The 19,165-nt window shown below is 62.1% G+C and carries 17 protein-coding genes; 13 read left to right on the top strand and 4 right to left on the bottom strand.

Translation table 11 applies throughout. The features are described from left to right. Window positions 1-140 precede the first annotated feature (140 nt). The 3 genes from AC1RT4_RS24365 (at window position 141) to AC1RT4_RS24355 (ending at window position 3,491) form a co-directional block, all read left to right on the top strand. The gene (locus AC1RT4_RS24365; RefSeq protein ID WP_493088480.1) at window positions 141-596 is read left to right on the top strand and encodes a VOC family protein; all 456 of its coding nucleotides are present in this window, start codon (window positions 141-143) and stop codon (window positions 594-596) included. A 79-nt stretch (window positions 597-675) separates the two neighbouring features. Beyond that, window positions 676-2,220: a methyltransferase regulatory domain-containing protein gene (locus tag AC1RT4_RS24360; RefSeq protein ID WP_493088478.1), complete on the top strand. Its 1,545-nt coding sequence runs from the start codon at window positions 676-678 to the stop codon at window positions 2,218-2,220. A 131-nt stretch (window positions 2,221-2,351) separates the two neighbouring features. Further along, window positions 2,352-3,491 carry a GGDEF domain-containing protein gene (locus tag AC1RT4_RS24355; protein WP_493088476.1) on the top strand — a complete coding sequence of 380 codons (1,140 nt, stop codon included), beginning with the start codon at window positions 2,352-2,354 and terminating at the stop codon, window positions 3,489-3,491. 19 nt (window positions 3,492-3,510) lie between these two features. Here AC1RT4_RS24355 and AC1RT4_RS24350 read toward each other — a convergent pair whose 3' ends face one another. Then, complete coding sequence (locus AC1RT4_RS24350) at window positions 3,511-4,362, bottom strand: LysR substrate-binding domain-containing protein (RefSeq protein WP_493088474.1); 852 nt, start codon at window positions 4,360-4,362, stop codon at window positions 3,511-3,513. A 252-nt stretch (window positions 4,363-4,614) separates the two neighbouring features. On the opposite strand from AC1RT4_RS24350, the gene AC1RT4_RS24345 reads away from it, so the two are divergent. The 10 genes from AC1RT4_RS24345 to metC all read left to right on the top strand — a co-directional run bounded on the left by AC1RT4_RS24345 (window position 4,615) and on the right by metC (window position 15,347). Beyond that, complete coding sequence (locus tag AC1RT4_RS24345; RefSeq protein ID WP_493088472.1) at window positions 4,615-5,454, top strand: transporter substrate-binding domain-containing protein; 840 nt, start codon at window positions 4,615-4,617, stop codon at window positions 5,452-5,454. A gap of 65 nt (window positions 5,455-5,519) precedes the next feature. Continuing rightward, window positions 5,520-6,371, top strand: a complete 852-nt coding sequence (locus AC1RT4_RS24340) for a transporter substrate-binding domain-containing protein (RefSeq protein WP_493088470.1) — start codon at window positions 5,520-5,522, stop codon at window positions 6,369-6,371. Further along, window positions 6,368-7,792, top strand: a complete 1,425-nt coding sequence (locus AC1RT4_RS24335; RefSeq protein ID WP_493088468.1) for an FAD-binding oxidoreductase — start codon at window positions 6,368-6,370, stop codon at window positions 7,790-7,792. Before AC1RT4_RS24340 ends, AC1RT4_RS24335 begins: the two co-directional genes overlap by 4 nt. Next, window positions 7,789-9,000, top strand: coding sequence for an aminotransferase class I/II-fold pyridoxal phosphate-dependent enzyme (locus AC1RT4_RS24330; RefSeq protein WP_493088466.1), 1,212 nt, complete (start codon window positions 7,789-7,791; stop codon window positions 8,998-9,000). Before AC1RT4_RS24335 ends, AC1RT4_RS24330 begins: the two co-directional genes overlap by 4 nt. Continuing rightward, window positions 8,997-9,731 carry an amino acid ABC transporter permease gene (locus tag AC1RT4_RS24325; protein ID WP_493088464.1) on the top strand — a complete coding sequence of 245 codons (735 nt, stop codon included), beginning with the start codon at window positions 8,997-8,999 and terminating at the stop codon, window positions 9,729-9,731. The genes AC1RT4_RS24330 and AC1RT4_RS24325 overlap by 4 nt, the downstream gene beginning before the upstream one ends. Then, window positions 9,721-10,509, top strand: coding sequence for an amino acid ABC transporter permease (locus AC1RT4_RS24320; protein ID WP_493088462.1), 789 nt, complete (start codon window positions 9,721-9,723; stop codon window positions 10,507-10,509). The genes AC1RT4_RS24325 and AC1RT4_RS24320 overlap by 11 nt, the downstream gene beginning before the upstream one ends. Then, window positions 10,496-11,332 (top strand): amino acid ABC transporter ATP-binding protein, encoded by an 837-nt coding sequence (locus tag AC1RT4_RS24315; RefSeq protein ID WP_493088460.1) that lies wholly within the window; start codon window positions 10,496-10,498, stop codon window positions 11,330-11,332. The genes AC1RT4_RS24320 and AC1RT4_RS24315 overlap by 14 nt, the downstream gene beginning before the upstream one ends. 16 nt (window positions 11,333-11,348) lie before the next feature. Further along, window positions 11,349-11,945, top strand: a complete 597-nt coding sequence (locus tag AC1RT4_RS24310; RefSeq protein WP_493088457.1) for a cysteine dioxygenase family protein — start codon at window positions 11,349-11,351, stop codon at window positions 11,943-11,945. Next, window positions 11,942-12,598, top strand: coding sequence for a glutathione S-transferase N-terminal domain-containing protein (locus AC1RT4_RS24305; protein WP_493088454.1), 657 nt, complete (start codon window positions 11,942-11,944; stop codon window positions 12,596-12,598). Before AC1RT4_RS24310 ends, AC1RT4_RS24305 begins: the two co-directional genes overlap by 4 nt. Window positions 12,599-12,620: 22 nt before the next feature. After that, complete coding sequence (metC, locus tag AC1RT4_RS24300; RefSeq protein ID WP_493088452.1) at window positions 12,621-15,347, top strand: cystathionine beta-lyase; 2,727 nt, start codon at window positions 12,621-12,623, stop codon at window positions 15,345-15,347. 17 nt (window positions 15,348-15,364) lie between these two features. Here the strand turns inward: metC and AC1RT4_RS24295 are convergent, their stop codons facing one another. The 3 genes from AC1RT4_RS24295 to AC1RT4_RS24285 form a co-directional block, all read right to left on the bottom strand. Further along, entirely contained in the window at window positions 15,365-16,303 is a 939-nt protein-coding gene (locus AC1RT4_RS24295) for an AraC family transcriptional regulator (protein ID WP_493088450.1), read from the bottom strand. Between the two features lie 21 nt (window positions 16,304-16,324). Then, the gene (locus tag AC1RT4_RS24290) at window positions 16,325-17,158 is read right to left on the bottom strand and encodes an oxidoreductase (RefSeq protein WP_493088448.1); all 834 of its coding nucleotides are present in this window, start codon (window positions 17,156-17,158) and stop codon (window positions 16,325-16,327) included. Between the two features lie 140 nt (window positions 17,159-17,298). Next, entirely contained in the window at window positions 17,299-19,158 is a 1,860-nt protein-coding gene (locus tag AC1RT4_RS24285; protein WP_493088446.1) for an ABC transporter ATP-binding protein, read from the bottom strand. Window positions 19,159-19,165 lie beyond the last annotated feature (7 nt).

The raw sequence follows: 19,165 nt of genomic DNA, 5'->3' as shown, positions 1-19,165 counted from the left end.
TAGGTCATCGTCAAGATTAAATTCCGAAACCCCAATTGCGAAAGCAGTTGGGGTTTTGTTTTGCCCGCAGGAAAGTTTTTGCTCGCGTCAGCGAGCCCGTTGACGGTTACCATGAGCCTCCGTTCGGCAGGAGGCAGGCCATGCAACTCAAGTTCAGTCACGTCGATGTACTCGTCAATAATCTCGAAGAAGCCTGCGCGTACTACGCGCAAATATTAAAGGCGAGAATCTCCAGGACGCTGGTGTGGGAGCGGGGCGGTCTGCATGTGCGTTATGCGATTGCGTTGATCGGGCAGGAGCGTTTCATGCTGGTTCAGCCATTGGCCGGGAATCTGCGGGAGCTTCTGGATAGCGCAGGCGAGGGCATGATCTACCGTCACTGCTATTCGACCTCCGACATCGAAAAAGCCTACGACGAACTGGTCGCCGAAGGTGTGCAACCAGAAGATGAAAACGGTAAACCGTTGTCCCGCGAACACCTGCAATCGCCGGCAGGGGCACGCATCATCTGGCTGCCCAAACGCTTTGGGCACTTCTCGATTGAAATCCTCGAAGAAAAAACGCTGGAGGCGTTTATCGAGGAGGCGTTTGCCTGACGTTTTTCCGCTTGTGATACGCCACGACTACCCCGTATAAGAGCGACTTTCACTTCCGATATAAGAAAAGGGTGCACGCATGAGCAATGCCTGGAACGAGGGATATTTCACGGACGAAGGCTACACCTACGGGTATAGCCGGGAAATCAATCCGGTTTTCCAGCGTTATTGTCTGCTGCTGCGCGGTTTCGCCACGCTGGAGAGTCCCGACGGTTACCACTGTGAGCTGGGCTTTGGTCAGGGCGTTTCGATCAACATCCATGCCGCAGGCAATCCAGGTTCCTATGTCGGCACCGACTTTCACCCGGGTCAGGCGTCCCATGCCATCGCCCTGGCCAGAGACTGGGGCAGCGATGCGCGACTGTATGACGACAGCTTCGAGCAGTTGCTGGCCCGCCATGACTTACCTCAGTTCGACAGCATCAGCCTGCATGGTATCTGGACCTGGGTCAGCCGCGATAACCACAAGTTGATCGTCGAGTTCGTCCGCCGTCATCTCAAGCCTGGTGGTCTGCTCTACGTCAGCTACAACTGTTTCCCGGGCTGGTCGCCTCAGGCACCGTTGCGTCAACTGTTCAGCCTGCACGACCGTTTCGCCAGTCAGGCCTCTGCTCGTCCTGATCAACGTATCGACGCTGCGCTGCAATTTTCCGAAGCGCTGCTGGCTGCAAATCCTAAGTATGCCAACTCCGCACCGGGTCTTGACGCCAAGCTCCAGAGCATCAAGGGCCAGGACCGCCAGTACGTCGCCCACGAGTATTTCAACCGCGACTGGAACTGCATGTATTTCACCGACGTGGTTGATGCCCTGGCGCCCGCCAAGCTCGATTACGCCACGACAGCCGTGCCGCTGGACTCCGTCGACCCGCTCAACCTGAGCGCCGAAGGCATGGACTTTCTGGAAGGTATCGAGCATCCCGTCATGCGCGAGCAGGCGCGTGACTACTTTGTGAACCAGAGTTTCCGTCGGGACCTTTATGTGCGCGGCGCCAACAGGCTGTCCGCCTCCGAGCACCGCGAGCGCATGCTGAGCACGCGCTTCGTCCTGTTGCAGGCGGCTGAAAGCGTGCCGGCCAATGTCACCGGTCCGGCAGGCGCAGCCACGTTGCAGGCAGAGATCTATGGCCCGGTGCTTGCGGCGCTGGCGGATGACGCCTATGTGCCGAAGACTTTGCGGCACTTGCTGGATCTCGTGCCCTCGTTGACGTACGGCGACGTGGAGCAGGCCCTCAACGTGTTGATCGGCATGGCGGCCGTGGCGCCCTGTCAGAGCGAAGCGAATGAAAAGCTGGTGCAGGCCCGCTGCAATACCCTCAACCTGCAGCTGTGCAAGCGTTCGTTGTATGGCAACAAGATTCAGACCCTGGCGAGTCCGGTGACCGGTGGTGGCGTGACGGTCAGCCGCTTCCAGCAGCTGTTCCTGATATCGATCAAGCAAGGCAAAAAACACCCGGCTGAATGGGCGCAACTGGCATGGGGCATCATCGGCGGCCAGGGCGAAGGTCTCCTCAAGGATGGCAAGGCTCTGACCACCGCTGAAGAAAACCTTGCCGAATTGTCCTGGCAGGCTCAAGCGTTTGCCGAGAGCACGCTGATCATTCTCAAGGCGCTGAAAATCGTTTAGGCACGAGATTTGATGCAGAACAGGCGGCAGGACGGGATCCTGTCGCCTCTTGCTAATGACGGCGTTGCCATGGGCGGTGCCGATATGGGCTTTTGTCGGGTTTGTGTTGCAGTCAGGCTTGGATGGATCGAATGGAATTATCAGATCTTCGGCATGAGCAGGGCGCTTCGATCGACGAGCAGGTCAACACTGATCGATTGCATCAGTTGTTTCGCCAATCCGTTTCAGCCGTTATCGGCAGCTACCTGGCCGCGCTCATGCTCTGCGGGCTGTGTTGGGATCGTTTTGAACAAACCTGTATTTTCTGGTGGCTCGGCCTGCTGACGGCGTCTACGTTGTTGCGCGTTTCGATGTTTGTCGCCTGGTTTCGCAGCGACGAGAGCGAGCGGACACCCAAGCGCTGGGAGCGCAAATACTGGTCGACCCTGGTGCTGTCTGCCGGCATCTGGGGTGCGGGTGCGTTGATCATCATGCCGGCCGACGACCTGTTGGCGCAGGCATTGGTCATGCTCTTCACGGTCGGGATGTCGGTCAGCGCGGTGTCCTGTTATTCGGCCTATCGATACATGACACTGGTCTCCATGGCGCTGGTGTTGCTGCCGTGTACGTTCTGGCTGCTGTTTCAACCCTCCACGCTTCAAGTGGGCATGGCGTTGGCCGTCCTGGTCTTCGCTTCGTTCGTCGCCCGTGCTACACGCAAAATGTCCGAAGCGCTGGAGGCCGCCTTTCGCCTGACCCGGGAAATGGAGCGGGCACACAATATCTCAAGGCTTGCCGCGCGGACCGATGAGTTGACCGGCCTGAACAACCGGCGGGCATTTTTCGAGCGGGCGCAGCAACTGTTCGATGAATGCCGGCGGCGCCAGTCGAACCTGTGTGCCGTCATGCTGGACATGGACCACTTCAAACACATCAATGACACCTACGGCCATCAGGTCGGGGATCGTGTTCTGCAGCAGATGGGGAGCATCATCTGTACGTACTTTCGGGACACTGATGTGCATGGCCGGTTGGGTGGCGAAGAGTTCGCGATCCTGCTTCCGGACACCTCGATCGAGGTGGCGGTGGAGCTGCTGGAAAACCTGATCGTGACCATGCCCAGGATCATGACGGGCCCGGTTCATCGCATCACCGCGAGCCTGGGCGTCGCTTCGATGCAGAACGAAGACTCGGACCTGCACAGCCTGATGAACAATGCCGACAAGGCCTTGTATCGAGCCAAGGCCCTGGGCCGCAACCAGATCGCGGTGGCTGAACCGGCCTGGCAGTAGCGCTGCACGTTGGACAGGGCTAAAGACCGCGACTGCTCCGGATCAGCTCATACGCCCGCCGCACCAGCGGGTTTACGGTATTGGGTCTGATCCACAGGTGATACGTCACATCGGGCAGTCTGGGCAAACCATCGTTTTCTCCAAGGACGCGCATGTCCGGGCCGAGCATTTCCATGCTGCGCGGGGTGACGCCCAGCCCGGCGCGGGTGGCAGCCTTGATGCCGATCAGGTTCGACGCCAGGTAAGCCTGGCGCCAGGGAATGTTGGCGCGTTCCAGTGCTTCCAGTGCATAGCGTCGGTAGATGCTCGGTTCATCCACCAGAATCAGCGGCAACGGTTCGCCCGGCGTGTGGATGTATTGCGCCGAACAGATCCACCACACCGGCGACGTGCGCAGGGCGAAGCCTTCGAGACTGGCGTCATTGCGGGTGGATATCACCATGTCGACTTTCCCGCGGTGCAGATCTTCCATCAGAAACGGGCTGCGCCCGACGTCGATTTCCAGGCGCAGTCGCGGCGCCGAGCGGGCGATGTGGCTGAGGATCGGCGGCAGGATGGTGTCCGCAATGTCATGAGGCGAGCCAATCCGCAGCACGCCGCTCAGGCTGCTTTCGCGCAATGAACTCAAGGCATCGTCGTTGAGCGACAGCATCTGTCTGGCGTGGCGCAACAGCTGCAAGCCGGGCTCGGTGAGGTGTTTTTGCCGGCCGCGTTTTTCGAACAGACTCACGCCGACCTGTTGCTCCAGCCGTTGCATGTGTTGAGTGACGGAAGCTTGGGTGCGCGCCAGTTGCGCGCCGGCCTCGGCGAAGCTGTGGTGATCGACCACGGCAATGAAAGTGCGCAGCAGTTCGAGATCGAGTGTCGACATGGCTCGGTTCCGGGCGGGGTTTACATCAGCAGTGTAAACATAAACATAAAGCGATGTTATGTGTTGGCGGTGCGGATTTCGACTGGATGGTTTACAGGCCTAATAAAATAAGAGGTTCTGATGATTTTCTCCCATCGGCTGAGCTACAAGTTATAACGATATTAGATCTTTGCATTTCCGTTGCCTCATCGCGCTACCTACGATGCCCCCTGTCAGATCGGGAAACACCGATCATCCATGAGGGGGAAGTCCATGTTGCCCAAGCACACCTTTGTAAAACGCCTGTTGCCTGTGATGCTGGGCACCCTGGCTTGCATGGCCGCCGCCGGTGCCCGGGCGGATGCGACGCTGGACAAGATCGAGCAACGCCACGTGCTGGCCGTCGGCGTGCTGCTGTCGGGCGGACCATTTGGTGGCATCGATCCAGCCACGCAGAAACCACGCGGCCTCAACGTAGAGTTGGCTCAGGAACTGGGTCGTCAGTTGGGCGCAGAGGTTCAGCTGGTGCCGGTGCTGCCGGCCAACCGCGTGCAGTTCCTGCAGCAGGGCAAGGTTGATCTGCTGATCGCGAACATGGAATGGACCGCCGAGCGCGGTGAAATCCTTGGTTTCGTGCCGACGCCGTTCTACCGCGTCGGCGGCACCGCGGCGGTACTCAAGGACAGCAAGATCACTCGCTGGGAAGACCTCAAGGGCCAACCGGTCTGCACTTCCCAGGGCAGCAGCTACATCAAGCCGCTGACTGAACTGGGGGTCGAACTGAAGGCTTTCAAAAGCTCTTCCGAATCCTTGCTCGCGCTGCGCGGCAACAACTGCGTGGCAGCCGTGCATGACGCCACACTGGTCAATCCGCTGATTGCCGACAGTGCCGAATGGCAGGGCTATCGCACCATCACCCCGGAACTCAATCCGGCCCCGTCGGTGGTCTGGACCCGTCGCGGCGAAAGCGACACCCAGGCCCGGCTCGATCCGATCATCAAAGGCCTGCACCGCAGCGGCTGGCTGATCGACGCCCAGACCCGCAATCACATCACACCCGCGTCACCGGCGCTGGTCGAACTGCAAAAGCAGTTTCAAGCCAACGGGGCCTGATGTCCCTTCCTCAGCGTTCTCACCCGACCGTCGTGTCGCACGACGGTTGTCCAAGGTAGCCGTGCATGAAACGTCATTTTTCCGCTAAAGCCCTGACCACGTTTTGCCTCGGCGCGCTGGTTGCCTTGGGCGCCAGCGCTGTCCGGGCGGATGCCACGCTGGACAAGATCCGGCAACGCCACGAAATCAGCGTCGGGGTCATCCTCAGCGGCCCGCCGTTCGGCACGATTGATCCCAAGACCGGCGAGCATCTGGGCTACAACGTCGAACTGGCCAAGGGCGTGGCCAAGGCTTTGGGTGTGGAAGCGAAAACGGTGTCGGTGCTCGCGCCGAACCGGGTGCAGTTTCTGCAGCAGGGCAAGGTCGACATCCTGATCGCCAACATGCAGTTCACCGATGAGCGAGCAGAAATTCTCGACTACGTGCCGACGCCCTACGAGGAAGTGGGCGGGGCGGCACTGATCCGCAAAGGGGCAGGCATCACGCAGTGGGCCGACCTGAAAGACAAACCGGTGTGCGTGTCCCAGGGCAGCAACTTCATCAAACCGTTGCAGGAAACCTACGGTGCGCAGATCAAGGCGTTCCGCAGCCAGTCCGAATCGTTGCTGTCGCTGCGCGGCAACGGCTGTGTGGCGGCGGTGCACGTCAGCCCGACCATGCACGCCTTGCTCGGCGATGCCGAATGGGCCGGTTATGAAATCCCGCTGCCCAATGATCTGATTCCCTCCAACTCGGTGATCTGGCTGCGCAAGGGCGAGCACGACACTCAGGCGAAACTCGATGCCATCGTGCGCGACTGGCACCGCAGCGGCTGGCTGATTGCATTAGGTGAACGCACCGGCATGGCGCCGTCCCAGGCCTTGCGCGACTTGCACGAGCAATATCGCAACGCTCAGCCGCTGGCGGCGCAGCCATGAGTGAAGTTCTGTTTGCGCAGTTGCAGCAACTGCTCGGCGACCGTCACGTGCAGCGCAATGAAGAGGCGACGGCGTTCTTGACCGACAAGCAGGGGCGCTACGTGGGCTCGGTGATCGCGGCAGTGCACCCGGGCAATACCGAAGAGGTTGCGGCGGTGGTGCGGGCCTGTGTTGCGGCCGACGCACCGATCGTGGTCCAGGGCGGCAACACCGGTCTGATGGGGGCGGCGACGCCGGATGCCAGCGGGCGCGCGGTGTTGCTGTTGCTCGATCGCTTGAATCGAGTGCGCGCGGTGGACACCGACAACGACACGCTGACCGTCGAGGCCGGCTGCATTTTGCAACACGTGCAACAGGCCGCGCAGGAAGCAGGGCGGTTGTTTCCCCTGAGCCTGGGTGCCGAGGGCAGTTGCACGATTGGCGGCAACCTGGGCACCAACGCCGGCGGCACGGCTGTTCTGCGTTACGGCAACACCCGTGAGCTGACTCTCGGGCTGGAAGTGGTGACGGCCGAGGGCGAGATCTGGCATGGCCTGCGTGGATTGCGCAAGGACAATACCGGCTACGACTTGCGGGATTTGTACATCGGCAGCGAAGGCACCCTCGGCATCATCACCGCCGCAACCCTGAAACTGTTCCCGCTGCCCGAGGCACAAGCGACAGCTTTTCTTGCGTTCGATTCGCTGGCGCAAGCGGTGGAATTTCTTTCCCACGCCCGCGCCGGATTCGGCGCCGGGCTCACCGCATTCGAGTTGCTCAACGCCGATTGCCTGGCGTTGTTGCGCGAGCAGTTTCCCGAAGCGCCGCAACCTTTTCTCGGCGCTGTACAGCCTTGGTTTGCGCTGCTCGAACTCTCCGACAATCGCGGCGAAACGCAGGCCCGCGAAGCCTTTGAAAGCGTGCTGGGCGAGGCCTTCGAACAAGGCCTGCTGGCCAATGCACTGATTGCCGAAAGTCTGGCTCAGAGTCAGGCCCTGTGGCTATTGCGGGAGAACATGAGCGAGGCGCAGAAGCGCGCCGGGCGCAACATGAAGCACGACATCTCGGTACCCATTTCGAAAGTCGTGGATTTCGTCGCCCACACCGATGCGCTGTTGCAGACAGAATTTCCCGGCGTGCGGCACTTCACCTTCGGTCATCTGGGCGATGGCAACCTGCATTACAACGTCGCTCATCCGCTGCATTCGACCGTCGATGAACACATGGCCCATTACGCCGCGCTGAGTCTGCTTGTGCACGACAGCGCCCACGCCCATGGCGGCTCGATCAGCGCGGAGCACGGAATCGGCCAGCGCAAGCGCGACCTGCTGACGCGTTACAAAAGCCCGGTGGAGCTGGATCTGATGCGTCGGATCAAGCAGGCGCTGGACCCGAAGAACCTGCTCAATCCGGGCAAAGTCATCGAGGTGCACGGCTCATGACGCTCCGTCTCTCCAAACGCGTGCAGCGCGTCTCGCTGTCAGCCAACGCGGCAGCCAAATCCCGCGCGACCGAGCTGCGTGACAGCGGTCGCGACATTCTCGACCTGACCACTGGCGAGCCGGATTTCGACACGCCAGAACACATCAAGCAGGCCGCTTGCACAGCGATTGCCGCCGGCGCCACCAAATACACCCCGACGCCCGGCGTCAAAGCCCTGCGCCTGGCGGTGCAACGCAAGCTCGAACGGGAAAACCGCCTGAGCTATCCGCTGCCCTCGATCGTGATTGCCAACGGCGCCAAGCAGATCATCTTCAATGCCTTCGCCGCCACCCTCGACGACGGCGATCAAGTGCTGGTGCCAACTCCGTACTGGCCGTCGTTTCCGGACAGCGTACGGTTCAACGGTGGCGAGCCGGTGTTCATCGAATGCCCGCTGGAGCAGGGCTGCAAGCTGAGGGCTGCGCAGCTCGAACAACACATCGGCGAGCGTACCCGCTGGCTGATTCTCAACGGACCAGGCAATCCCAGCGGTGCGGTTTACACCGAGGCTGAATTGCAAGCGCTTGCCGAAGTGTTGAGGCGGCATCCGCAAGTGCTGATCCTGCTGGATGAGCTCTACGAACACATTCGTTTCGATGACCGATCGGCGCTGAATCTGCTCAACGTTGCGCCGGATCTGCAAGATCGTTGCCTTCTGGTCGGTGGCGTTTCGAAAACCTACGCCATGACCGGCTGGCGCGTCGGCTTCGGCGCCGGGCCGCAGGATCTGACAACGGCCATGACAGTGGTGCAATCGCAATCCACGTCCGGCGCGTCGTCGGTGGGCCAGGCCGCTGCACTGGCGGCGCTGGATGGCGGCCTGGGGTTCCTGCCGTCGCAGGTCGAGGCTTATCAATTGCGACGGGATCTGTTGCTCGACGCGCTGCGCCCGGTCGACGGTCTGCAGGTGCTGGAACCGCAGGGCGGCTTCTTCGTGTTTGTCCGTTGCGCCGGGTTGATCGGACGCTATCGCCCTGACGGGCAACGGCTGATCAGCGACGCCGATGTCGTCGACTATCTGCTGGAGGAGGGCGTTGCGGGTGTGGCGGGCAGTGCCTATGGCCTGTCGCCGTGGTTTCGCCTGTCCATCGCCACGGCCACCGACAGCGTCGTCGAAGCGGGGCGACGAATCGCTAATGCCTGCGCCCAGCTACGGAGCGAGCCATGACTCACTGGCTGGAACTTTTCGTTCACTGGACGGCGGGGCTGGGGCTGAACTACAGCTTTCTGCTGGATGCCTACCAACGTGGATCTCTCGGGCAAGGTGCGCTGACTACGGTGATGCTGTGCGCGTTCACCATCGTTGGCAGTTTGCTGGCCGGGGTCGGACTGGCAGCGATGCTCACGTCGGGCAAACCGTGGCTGGCGACACCGGCGCGAATCTTCGTCGAAGTCACCCGCAACACACCGACGCTGGTGCAGCTGTATTGCGCCTTCCTGGTGTTGAACATGCTGCTGACCCAGGCGGTAGGTGCGGCCAATCCGCTGACGCCGTTTGCCTGGGTGGTGATCGTGATCTCCCTGCACAAGGGCGCGTTCCATGCCGAAGCCTTGCGCGCCGGCATCGAGGCGGTGCCGGCGGTGACACTGGAAGCGGCCAGTTCACTGGCCTTCAGCAGTCGGCAGTTGTTGTGGAATGTGCAACTGCCGCTGGCCCTGCGTTTTTCCCTGCCGTCGCTGATCAACAACCTGATCGACCTGGTGAAGATGACGGCCGTGGCATCGGCCATCGCCGTGGGTGACATCACCTATGCGGCAATCATGATCTGGACCCAGAGCGACAACGTGCTGGAGCTGATGATCCTGATCCTGAGCTTTTTCGGCCTGCTGAGTTTTATCGTCAATTGCGTGGGGCGCTACCTCGAAGCGCGCCTGAGGATGCCCGGTTATGGCCATTGAATCGTCCGTCACTGCAATGACGAACCAGCCGCGCCGACACCTCGGCAAGCTGTTGATACTGGCAGGCGTCGCTCTGGCGCTGCTGTATTTCGGCGCGCAGAACCCGGTGCTCAAGGCCTTGCTGCAATGGTCGCCGGCACTGGCGGCGGGCTTCGCGCAGAACATTCTGATCAGCCTGGTGGCCATCGGGCTGGGCTCGCTGCTGGGGCTGCTGGTGGGGGCTCTGGCCTTGTCGCCGCTGCGCCTGATGCGTCTGCCGGCACAGATCTGGGTGCAGGTGTTTCGCAATGCGCCGTGGCTGGTGCTGATCTATTTCACCACCTATGTTTTTCCGTTCGAGGTCCGTATCGCCGGTACATACGTGTCGTTTCCGGACTGGGTCAAGGTCACCCTCGGCCTTGCGCTGCCAGCCAGCGCCAACGTCGCGGAAATCTTTCGCGGCGCCGTGGCGTCGATCCCGGCCACCCAGTGGGAAGCGGCCCGTTCGCTGGCCTTCACCCGAGGGCAGATCTTCCGTTCGATCATCCTGCCGCAGTGTTTCAAACGCATGCTGCCGCCGTGGATGAACCTGTACGCGGTGATCACCATGGGCACGGCGCTGGCTTCGCTGGTGGGCGTGCATGACGTGATCGACACCGCGCAGATCGCCAGCAACACGGTGAACATGACCGGTTTTACCGTGCTGATCTACCTCAGCCTGCTCGCGCTGTTCTTCGCCTATTGCTACCCGATTTCCCGACTCACCCGACGCCTGGAGCGACGTTATGCCTTCTATTGAAACCGTCGGCGAGCCGCTGGTCCGCCTGCGGGATTTGCACCTGTCGTTCAGTGGCAACCCGGTGCTCAAGGGCATCGATCTGGAGGTGCATCGCGGCCAGGCGGTGTCGATCATCGGCCCGTCGGGTTCCGGCAAGTCGACCATCCTGCGCTGCATCACCGGGTTGTTGCAGCCCCAGCGCGGCAGCATCCGTGTCGGCTCCACCGACGTTCACACCCTGAAGCAGGAAGCGCAGCGCATCGAACTGCGCAAGCGCGTGGGGTTCGTGTTCCAGCAGTACAACCTGTTCCCGCATCTGTCGGTGCTGGAAAACCTGGTGGTGGCGCCACGCAAAGTGTTGGGGCGCAATCGGGTCGACGCCGAGAAGGACGCGCGTGCCTTGCTGGCCAAAGTGCGTCTGGAGCACAAGGCCGATGCCTATCCCGGCCAGCTGTCCGGTGGCCAACAACAGCGCGTGGCAATTGCCCGGGCTCTGGCGATGCGTCCGGAACTGATTCTGTTCGATGAAGTGACCTCGGCCCTCGATCCGGAAACGGTCGGCGAGGTGCTGACGGTGATTCGCGAACTGACCGAAGAAGGCATGACCTGTGTGCTGGTGACCCACGAGATGCGCTTTGCCGAGGAAATCAGCGATGTCGTCTATTTCACCGAGAACGGGGTCATCGTCGAGCACGGCAGTGCCGCGCAGATTTTTCAGCACCCCGTCAGTGAACGGACCCAGACCTTTTTGCGCCACGCCCTGGGTGATCCGGGCCGGCGCCCGGCGCTTGCCAATGATCCTTATCTGTTGACCAACCTCAGCCGCTACAGCCTGTCCGTCTGACCCCGAGGAGATGTTTATGAGTACCGTGAACCGTGCCGACGTCATCGAGGACTTCCTGAAGAAAGTCCGCGTTATCCATCAACGGGGCGTCGACCGCGCTGCGCTGGGCGAAATCGTCAGCCTGCTGGAAGCGCTCGCCGAGCGCCGCGACCTGTTCAATTTCGATGAATTCCCGGCGCCGGTGCCGGGGCAGGGCAGCACCGCGTTCCGCTACCGTCTCAATGACGACGGCGACACACCGACGCTGTACCTGAACTCGCTGCTGCCGGGCAAAAGCACCATCCCCCACAACCACGAAACCTGGGCGATCATCAGCGCCATCGAAGGCCAGGAAATCAACTACGTCTACGCCCGCAGCGACGAGGGCCGCGAGCCCGGTTTCACCACCTTGCACCTGCAGCGGGAAGTCGTTGTGCAGCCCGGCACTTCGATCTCGTTCCTCGGTGAGGACTTGCACGGGATTCGTGTCGATGGCGAGCAGCCGACCCTGCATTTCCATCTCTACGGCTTGCCGCTGGAATCCCTCAACGGGCGCTACGGCGTCGAGGCCGACGGGCGCATTCTCAATTACAACGCCTCGCAAATGGCACCTTCGATCAAGGCCTACGCATGATCGACCTGTATTACTGGCCGACCGGCAACGGTTTGAAAATCGGCATTCTGCTGGAAGAACTGGGGCTGGAATACCGCGTGCTGCCGATCAACATCCGTGAGGGTGAACAGAAGCAGGCGGCGTTCCAGCGCATCAGCGCCAACGGGCGGATTCCGGCGATTGTCGATCATGCGCCTCACGGCTTGAGCGAGCCGCTGAGTCTGTTCGAGTCCGGTGCCATCCTCAATTATCTGGCCGACAAGGCGGGGCGGTTTCTGCCAGCGGCGGGCACTGCCGAGCGCCAGAAGGTTCAGGAATGGCTGTTCTGGCAAGTGGGGCACGTCACGCCGTACCTGAGTCAGTTGCAGCTGTTCAGGGAGAAGGCGCCGCAACCGCAGGTGTTTGCCCTGGATCTGCTGACTGGCGAGGCAACGCGTTTGTACGGCGTGCTGGAGCGGCGGTTGTCTGAAGTGCCGTACGTGGCCGGTGAGTACTCCATCGCCGACATGGCGATCTTCCCGTGGATTCAGCCGCAGCGCCAAGGCCAGGACCTGGCGCATTACCCGCAGATTCACGCCTGGCGCGAGCGCCTCAAACAACGCCCGGCGATCCGGCGCGCCTATGCCCAAGGCCGGGACATCGCAGCCAACGAGCGCTCCCTGGCGCTTCAATAATCGATTTTTAGACGGGACTCCCATGAGCCAGACCGTAACCCCGCAGCAGTTGCAGCAATGGCTGTTCGACGGGCAGGAAATTGCCCTGTTTGATGTGCGCGAGCACGGCCAGTATGGCGAAGCTCATCTGTTTTTCGGGGTGAGCCTGCCCTTCAGCCGACTGGAACTGGAGGTGGCGCGACTGGCGCCGAATCCGCGCGTGCGGCTGGTGATCTACGACCAGGATGGCGGCCCGCTGGCGGCCCGTTGCGCGCAGGTGCTGCAAGGGTTGGGCTATGACGACGTGCACTGGTTGGCGGGAGGCGCCGACGGTTGGCAAGCGGCGGGCTATCAACTGTTTGCCGGTGTGCACGTGCCGTCCAAGGCGTTCGGTGAACTCGTCGAGGAGGCCAGCCACACGCCGCATGTCACGGCGCAGCAACTGGCCGAATGGCAGGCCCGAGGCGTGCCGCTGGTGATGCTCGACGGCCGGCCGTTCGAGGAGTACCGCAAGATGACCATTCCCGGTGCCATCTGCTGCCCGAACGGTGAACTGGGCTATCGCGTTCATGACCTGATTCCCGATGACAGCACGCCGATCGTGGTCAACTGCGCCGGGCGTACCCGCAGCATCATCGGCGCCCAGACCCTGATCAATCTGGGCCTGAAGAACCCGGTGTATGCCCTGGAAAACGGCACGCAGGGCTGGTATCTGGAGGATCTGCGGCTGGAGCACGGCAGCGCCCGGCGCTATGCCGATGAAGTGTCCTCGCAGGGGCTGGAAGAGCGGCGTCTGGCGGCCACCCGTCTGGCGCAGCGGGTGGGGGTGAAAACCGTCACCGCCGCCGAGGTCGAGCGCTGGGCCGGGGAGGCCGGGCGCAGTCTGTTTTTATGCGATGTGCGCACCGCCGAAGAGTTTGCCCAGGGCAGTCTGCCGGGGGCGCAGCACACACCGGGCGGGCAACTGGTGCAATCCACCGATCTGTACATTGGCGTACGCCGGGCGCGGGTGGTGCTGTTCGACAGCGACGGCGTGCGTGCGCCGATCGTTGCCAGCTGGTTGCGGCAGTTGGGACACGAGGCCTATGTGCTGGCCGGCGGGACCGAGAGCGGTCTGGCGTTGACCGCAGATATCGTCGACACACCGGCGGCGTTGCCGCTGATCAGCGCACAGGCATTGGCCGATGCGCTGAAAGACGAGGCGGCGGTGCTGGTGGATCTGCGCCCTAGCATGGCGTATCGCAAGGGCCACGTGCCCGGATCGCGCTGGTCGATCCGTCCATTGCTCGCCGATGCCTTGGCCGGGGAGACGCGTCCTTTGGTGCTGCTGGCCGATGATCCGCTGCTGGCAGCGATCGCGACGCTGGAGTTGCCAGCGTCCCAGCGCGCCCAGGTCCGTTTGCTGGACGGCGGACTGCCGGCCTGGCAGGCGGCGGGCGGTGCGCTGCGGGAAGGTGCCGACACGCTGGCGGATCAGGATTGCATCGACTTTCTGTTCTTCACTCACGACCGCCACTCCGGCAACAAGGACGCGGCGCGCCAATACCTGGCCTGGGAAATCGGCCTGCTGGCGCAAATGAGCCACGAGGAAATCACCAGCCTGAAACCGCTGACAACAAACGACGATGGGCGCGTGCGCACCCGGCTGATTCATTCGGCGCGCACCGGGCACGGCAGCGGCGCCCGCTCGGTCAATGTTCCGGTCACGCGCCTGAGCACAGTGCTGTTCGACAATTTGGCGCAGATGCGCGACGCCCGCCAACGGCGCGATACGGAACGGGTCCTGAGTTACGGCGCTCGCGGCAATCCCACGGCGTTTGCCCTCGAGGATCTGGTCACGGAGCTGGAAGGCGGCTATCGCACGCGCCTGTTCAGCACCGGGCTGGCAGCCGTGGCGCAGACGTTCCTGGCGTATCTGCGTCCGGGCGATCATGTGCTGATCACCGAAGCGGTCTATGCACCCGTGCGGCGGCTGGCCCGGGATCTGCTGGAACCGTTCGGCATTCAGGTCGGCTATTTCGCAGCCGACGGTCACACGCTACCGGGGCTGCTGCAAGCCAATACCCGAATGGTCTACACCGAAGTCCCGGGATCTCTGCTCTATGAACTGTGCGACTTGCCGGCCATCGCGAGCCTGTGCAAATCCCGCGACATTCTGCTGGCCGTCGACAACACCTGGGGTTCTGGCTACCTGTACCGGCCACTGGCGCTGGGCGCGGACATTTCCATCATGGCGCTGACCAAATACCTGTGCGGTCACAGCGACGTGGTCATGGGCAGCGTCTGCACCCGCGAAGAAGTCTGGCAATCCCTGGCGGCGATGAGCGATACCACGGGCGCCACCGTCAGCCCTGACGATGCGTACCTGGTGCTGCGCGGCGCGCGAACGCTGGCATCGCGCATGGACGTTCACGAGCGTCAGGCGCTGCAGATCGCCCACTGGTTGCAGGCGCACCCGGCGGTGAAACGGGTCTTTCATCCGGCGCTGGCCGACCATCCAGGGCACGCGTTGTGGCAGCGTGACTTCAAGGGCAGCAATGGGCTGTTGTCGTTCGAGTTGAATCACGCCGGGGCTGACCGGCTGGAGCGCTTCATCGATTCACTCCAGCTGTTCGGGCTGGGCGCGTCGTGGGGCGGTTACGAGAGTCTGATCACGGTGGCCGACGGGCTGGAAAGTCGTGGTGCAGGTTCGGTACTGCGGCTGCACGTCGGGCTGGAGGATGTCGAGGCGTTGATCGAGGATCTGCAGCGCGGGTTCGACGCGCTGTGAACGCAGGCTGAAGGCGATCAGTGCGACGAAACATAAACCGAAGGCGAGGTCGGCGCAGGCAACGCATACGTTGCCTTCATCCACTCGATCTCCGCCTGCGGTGTCCTGCCAAAGAACCGTTTGAATTCGCGGCTGAATTGCGAAGCGCTTTCATAGCCAACACTGAACGCCGCTGCTGACGCCGTCATGGCGTGGCGCAACATCAAAAGTCGCGCCTGATGCAGTCGCGTCGACTTCAGGTATTGCATGGGTGATGCGTCCGTCACGCTGCGAAAGTGCAGGTGAAAACTGGGCACGCTCATGCTCGCTTCGCGGGCCAGTTGCTCGACGTCCAGGCGCTCCTGATAGCTGCTGTGGATCTTGCGGATCGCCCGCGTCACCTTGCCGAAGTGCCCTTGTCGATTGAGTGCGGCGCGCATCGAGCCGCCTTGTTCGCCAGTCAGAATGCGGTAGTAGATTTCCCGCAACAGCGCTGGCCCCAATATCTGCGCCTCACCCTCAATACTCATGGCTTTGAGAAAACGCAGTGTCGATGCGCGCAGGCGGTCGTCCATCGGCGAGGCGAACATGCCCTTGGGTGGCGCGTCACTCGGGCCGTGAACCTCATCCACCTGCTGCATCAACTCGCTGGCCACCTGGAAATCGAGCTGCATATAGATCGCGAGCATTGGCTCGTCTTCAGAGGCATCGGTCTCCATGGTGAAGGGGATCGGAACCGACACCACCAGGTAATGCTGGGCGTCATAGACGTAGACGTCATCGCCCAGATACCCGCGCTTCCGGCCCTGACAGAGAATCACGATGCCGGGGTCATACAGCACCGGTGTGCGGGTCAGTGGCCGGTTCGAGCGCAAAAAGCGCACGCCCTCCAGCGCGCTGAGGTTGTAGCCCTCGACCGGTGCCAGCTTTTCCATGAGCTGCACCATGCGCGAAGTGTTTGGGTCGGCCTGTTTCATTGCGTTCTCTCTGTGGGCCGTTCAATGGTCGGTGGAGCGGGTCAGCGCTTCCCATTGGTCGATCTCGCTGGCGGCGCGTTTCAGCTTGTCGCGCACCAGGCTCAATGCATCGCTGCCCAACAACAGATGTGCTGGCGGAGCAGGGCAGGCGATGATCTGCAACATCGCCTGCGCCGCTTTGCGCGGATCGCCGAGCTGCTTGCCGCTCTTGTCTTCGCGCGCCTTGCGCACCGGATCGAAGCTGGCGTCATAATCGCCAATGCTGCGGGGCGTGCGCTGCATCGAGCGACCGGCCCAGTCGGTCCGAAATGAACCTGGTGCGACGGCGGTCACGAAGATATTGAACGGCGCCATTTCCTTGCTCAGGGTATCGGAGATGCCTTCGAGCGCAAACTTGCTGCCGCAGTAGTACGCGATACCCGGCATCGTGATCGTGCCGCCCATCGACGTGATATTGAGAATATGGCCGGCCCGCCGCTGGCGAAAGAACGGCACAAACGCCTTGGTCACGGCGACCGCGCCAAACACATTCACGTCGAACTGGCGGCGCATGTCCTCCAGCGGCGATTCTTCGAAAATGCCTTCGTGCCCGTAGCCGGCGTTGTTGATCAGCACATCGACCGGGCCGTGGGTTGCTTCGACGGTCGCCACGACGCTCTCGATCCGATCGAAATCCGTGACATCCAGCAGCACGCCGTACGCGTTGTCGATAGACAGCGCCTGAAAGGCTTGCAGGTCGGCTTCGCTGCGCACGGTGCCGATGACGCGGTGACCGGCGGCCAGTGCTTCCTTGGCCAGCGCGTGACCGAAGCCGCTGCTGACGCCGGTGATGAAGAGGGTTTTGGTGGTGGTCATGACGGGCTCCACGAATCAGGTGTGACGTCATGGTAGCCAGCGAGAAATCGTTCACCTATGCCGGTTTGTCTTTGAGCCTTGCCTAATCCTCTCAGCGGCGATCAGCCCCGCAATCGTTATCGCGGGGCTGATCAAAGGACTCACGCCTGATCCATCGCCTCGGCCACGCCCTGATCCTCACCCAGAAACCCGCCACTCTGATGCTGCCACAGCCGCGCGTAGGTGCCGTTTTTCGCCAGCAGTTCGGAGTGGGTGCCTTGCTCGATGATCCGTCCCTCATCCATGACAATCAGTCGATCCATCGCCGCAATCGTCGACAGTCGATGGGCGATGGCGATCACAGTCTTGCCCTGCATCATTTCATCGAGGCTTTCCTGGATGGCGACTTCGACTTCGGAATCCAGCGCGCTGGTAGCTTCGTCCAGTAGAAGGATCGGAGCGTTCTTGAGCATCACCCGGGCGATGGCGATGCGTTGGCGCTGGCCACCGGAAAGCTTGATGCCGCGTTCGCCCACCAGCGTGTCGTAGCCGGTGTGGCCCTGACGGTCGCTGAGCTGGTTGATGAAACCGTCGGCCTGGGCGTTGGCCGCCGCGCGCTGGATCTGCGCGTCGGTCGCGTCCGGTCGGCCGTAGGCGATGTTGTCGCGAATGGAGCGGTGCAGCAGGGACGTGTCCTGAGTGACCATGCCGATCGCGCTGCGCAGGCTGTCCTGTGTTACATGCGCGATGTTTTGCCCGTCGATGCGAATCTCGCCGCGATCCACGTCATAGAAGCGCAGCAGCAGGTTGATTAGCGTGGATTTGCCGGCACCGGAGCGGCCCACCAGACCGATTTTCTCCCCCGGCTGGATGCTCAGGCTCAAGCCGTCGAGTACCTGACGTTCGCCGTTGTAATTGAAACTGACGTTGTCGAAAGTCACCGCACCGCCGGAAGGCACCAGCACGCCGGCGTCCGGCGCATCCTGCACCTTGGGGCCACGGGTCAGGGTGTCCATGCCGTCCTGCACGGTGCCGATGTTTTCGAACAGCGACGTCATCTGCCACATGATCCAGTGCGACATGCCATTGATGCGCAACGCCATGGCCGTTATCGCCGCTACCGCGCCGGTGCCGACTTCACCCTGATGCCACAGCCACAAGGCGTAGCCACCGGCGCCCATGATCAGCCCGACGACCAGCGCCTGATTGACGATTTCGAACTGGCTGACCAGTCGCATCTGGCGGAAACCGGTCTGCTTGAAATCCTCCATTGCCGCCCGCGCAAAATGCGCTTCACGTTTGGAGTGGGAGAACAGTTTCACCGTGGTGATGTTGGTGTAGGCGTCCGAAACCCGGCCTGTCATCGATGACCGTGCATGGGCCTGTTCCTGGCCGACCTGGCCCAGGCGTGGCACGAAATACAGCATCGCCAGCCCGAACAGCGCGACCCAGGCAATGAACGGCAGCATGAGTTTCAGGGCGAAACCGCCGGCCAGGGCGATGATCGCAATGAAATAAACGCCGATGCCCGGTGCGATCTCGATGACGGTGAACAGCACCTCGCGCACGGCCAGCGCCGTCTGCATCACCTTGGTCGTGACCCGGCCGGAGAACTCGTCGGAAAAGAACGAAAGGCTCTGCCGCAGCATCAGCCGATGGAAATCCCAGCGCAGGCGCAGCGGCAGATTGATCGCCAACACCTGGTGCTGAACCATAGTGCGCAGCGCCACCAGCCCGACGCTGGTCAGCAATACGATGCCGATGCCCCACAGCACGCGGCTCTCCTGGCCATTCACATCGCCGCCGGCCTGCCAGGTCGAGAGCAGGTCCACGACCTGACCGAGAAAGGAAAACAACCAGGCTTCGTAGATCGACACACCGGCACTGAGCAGCGCCAGCGCGAGGATATAACCGCGAGCACCGCGGGTGCAGGCCCACAGGAATCGCGCCAGACCGACCGGCGGTGGCGGCGCTTCGTCGGGCGGGAAGGGGTCGAGCCGTTGTTCAAACAGGCGAAGCATTGTGGGT

The organism is Pseudomonas sp. GW821-FHT11D10 (assembly GCF_058808435.1).
This window is presented reverse-complemented; position numbering and strand designations above follow the sequence as displayed.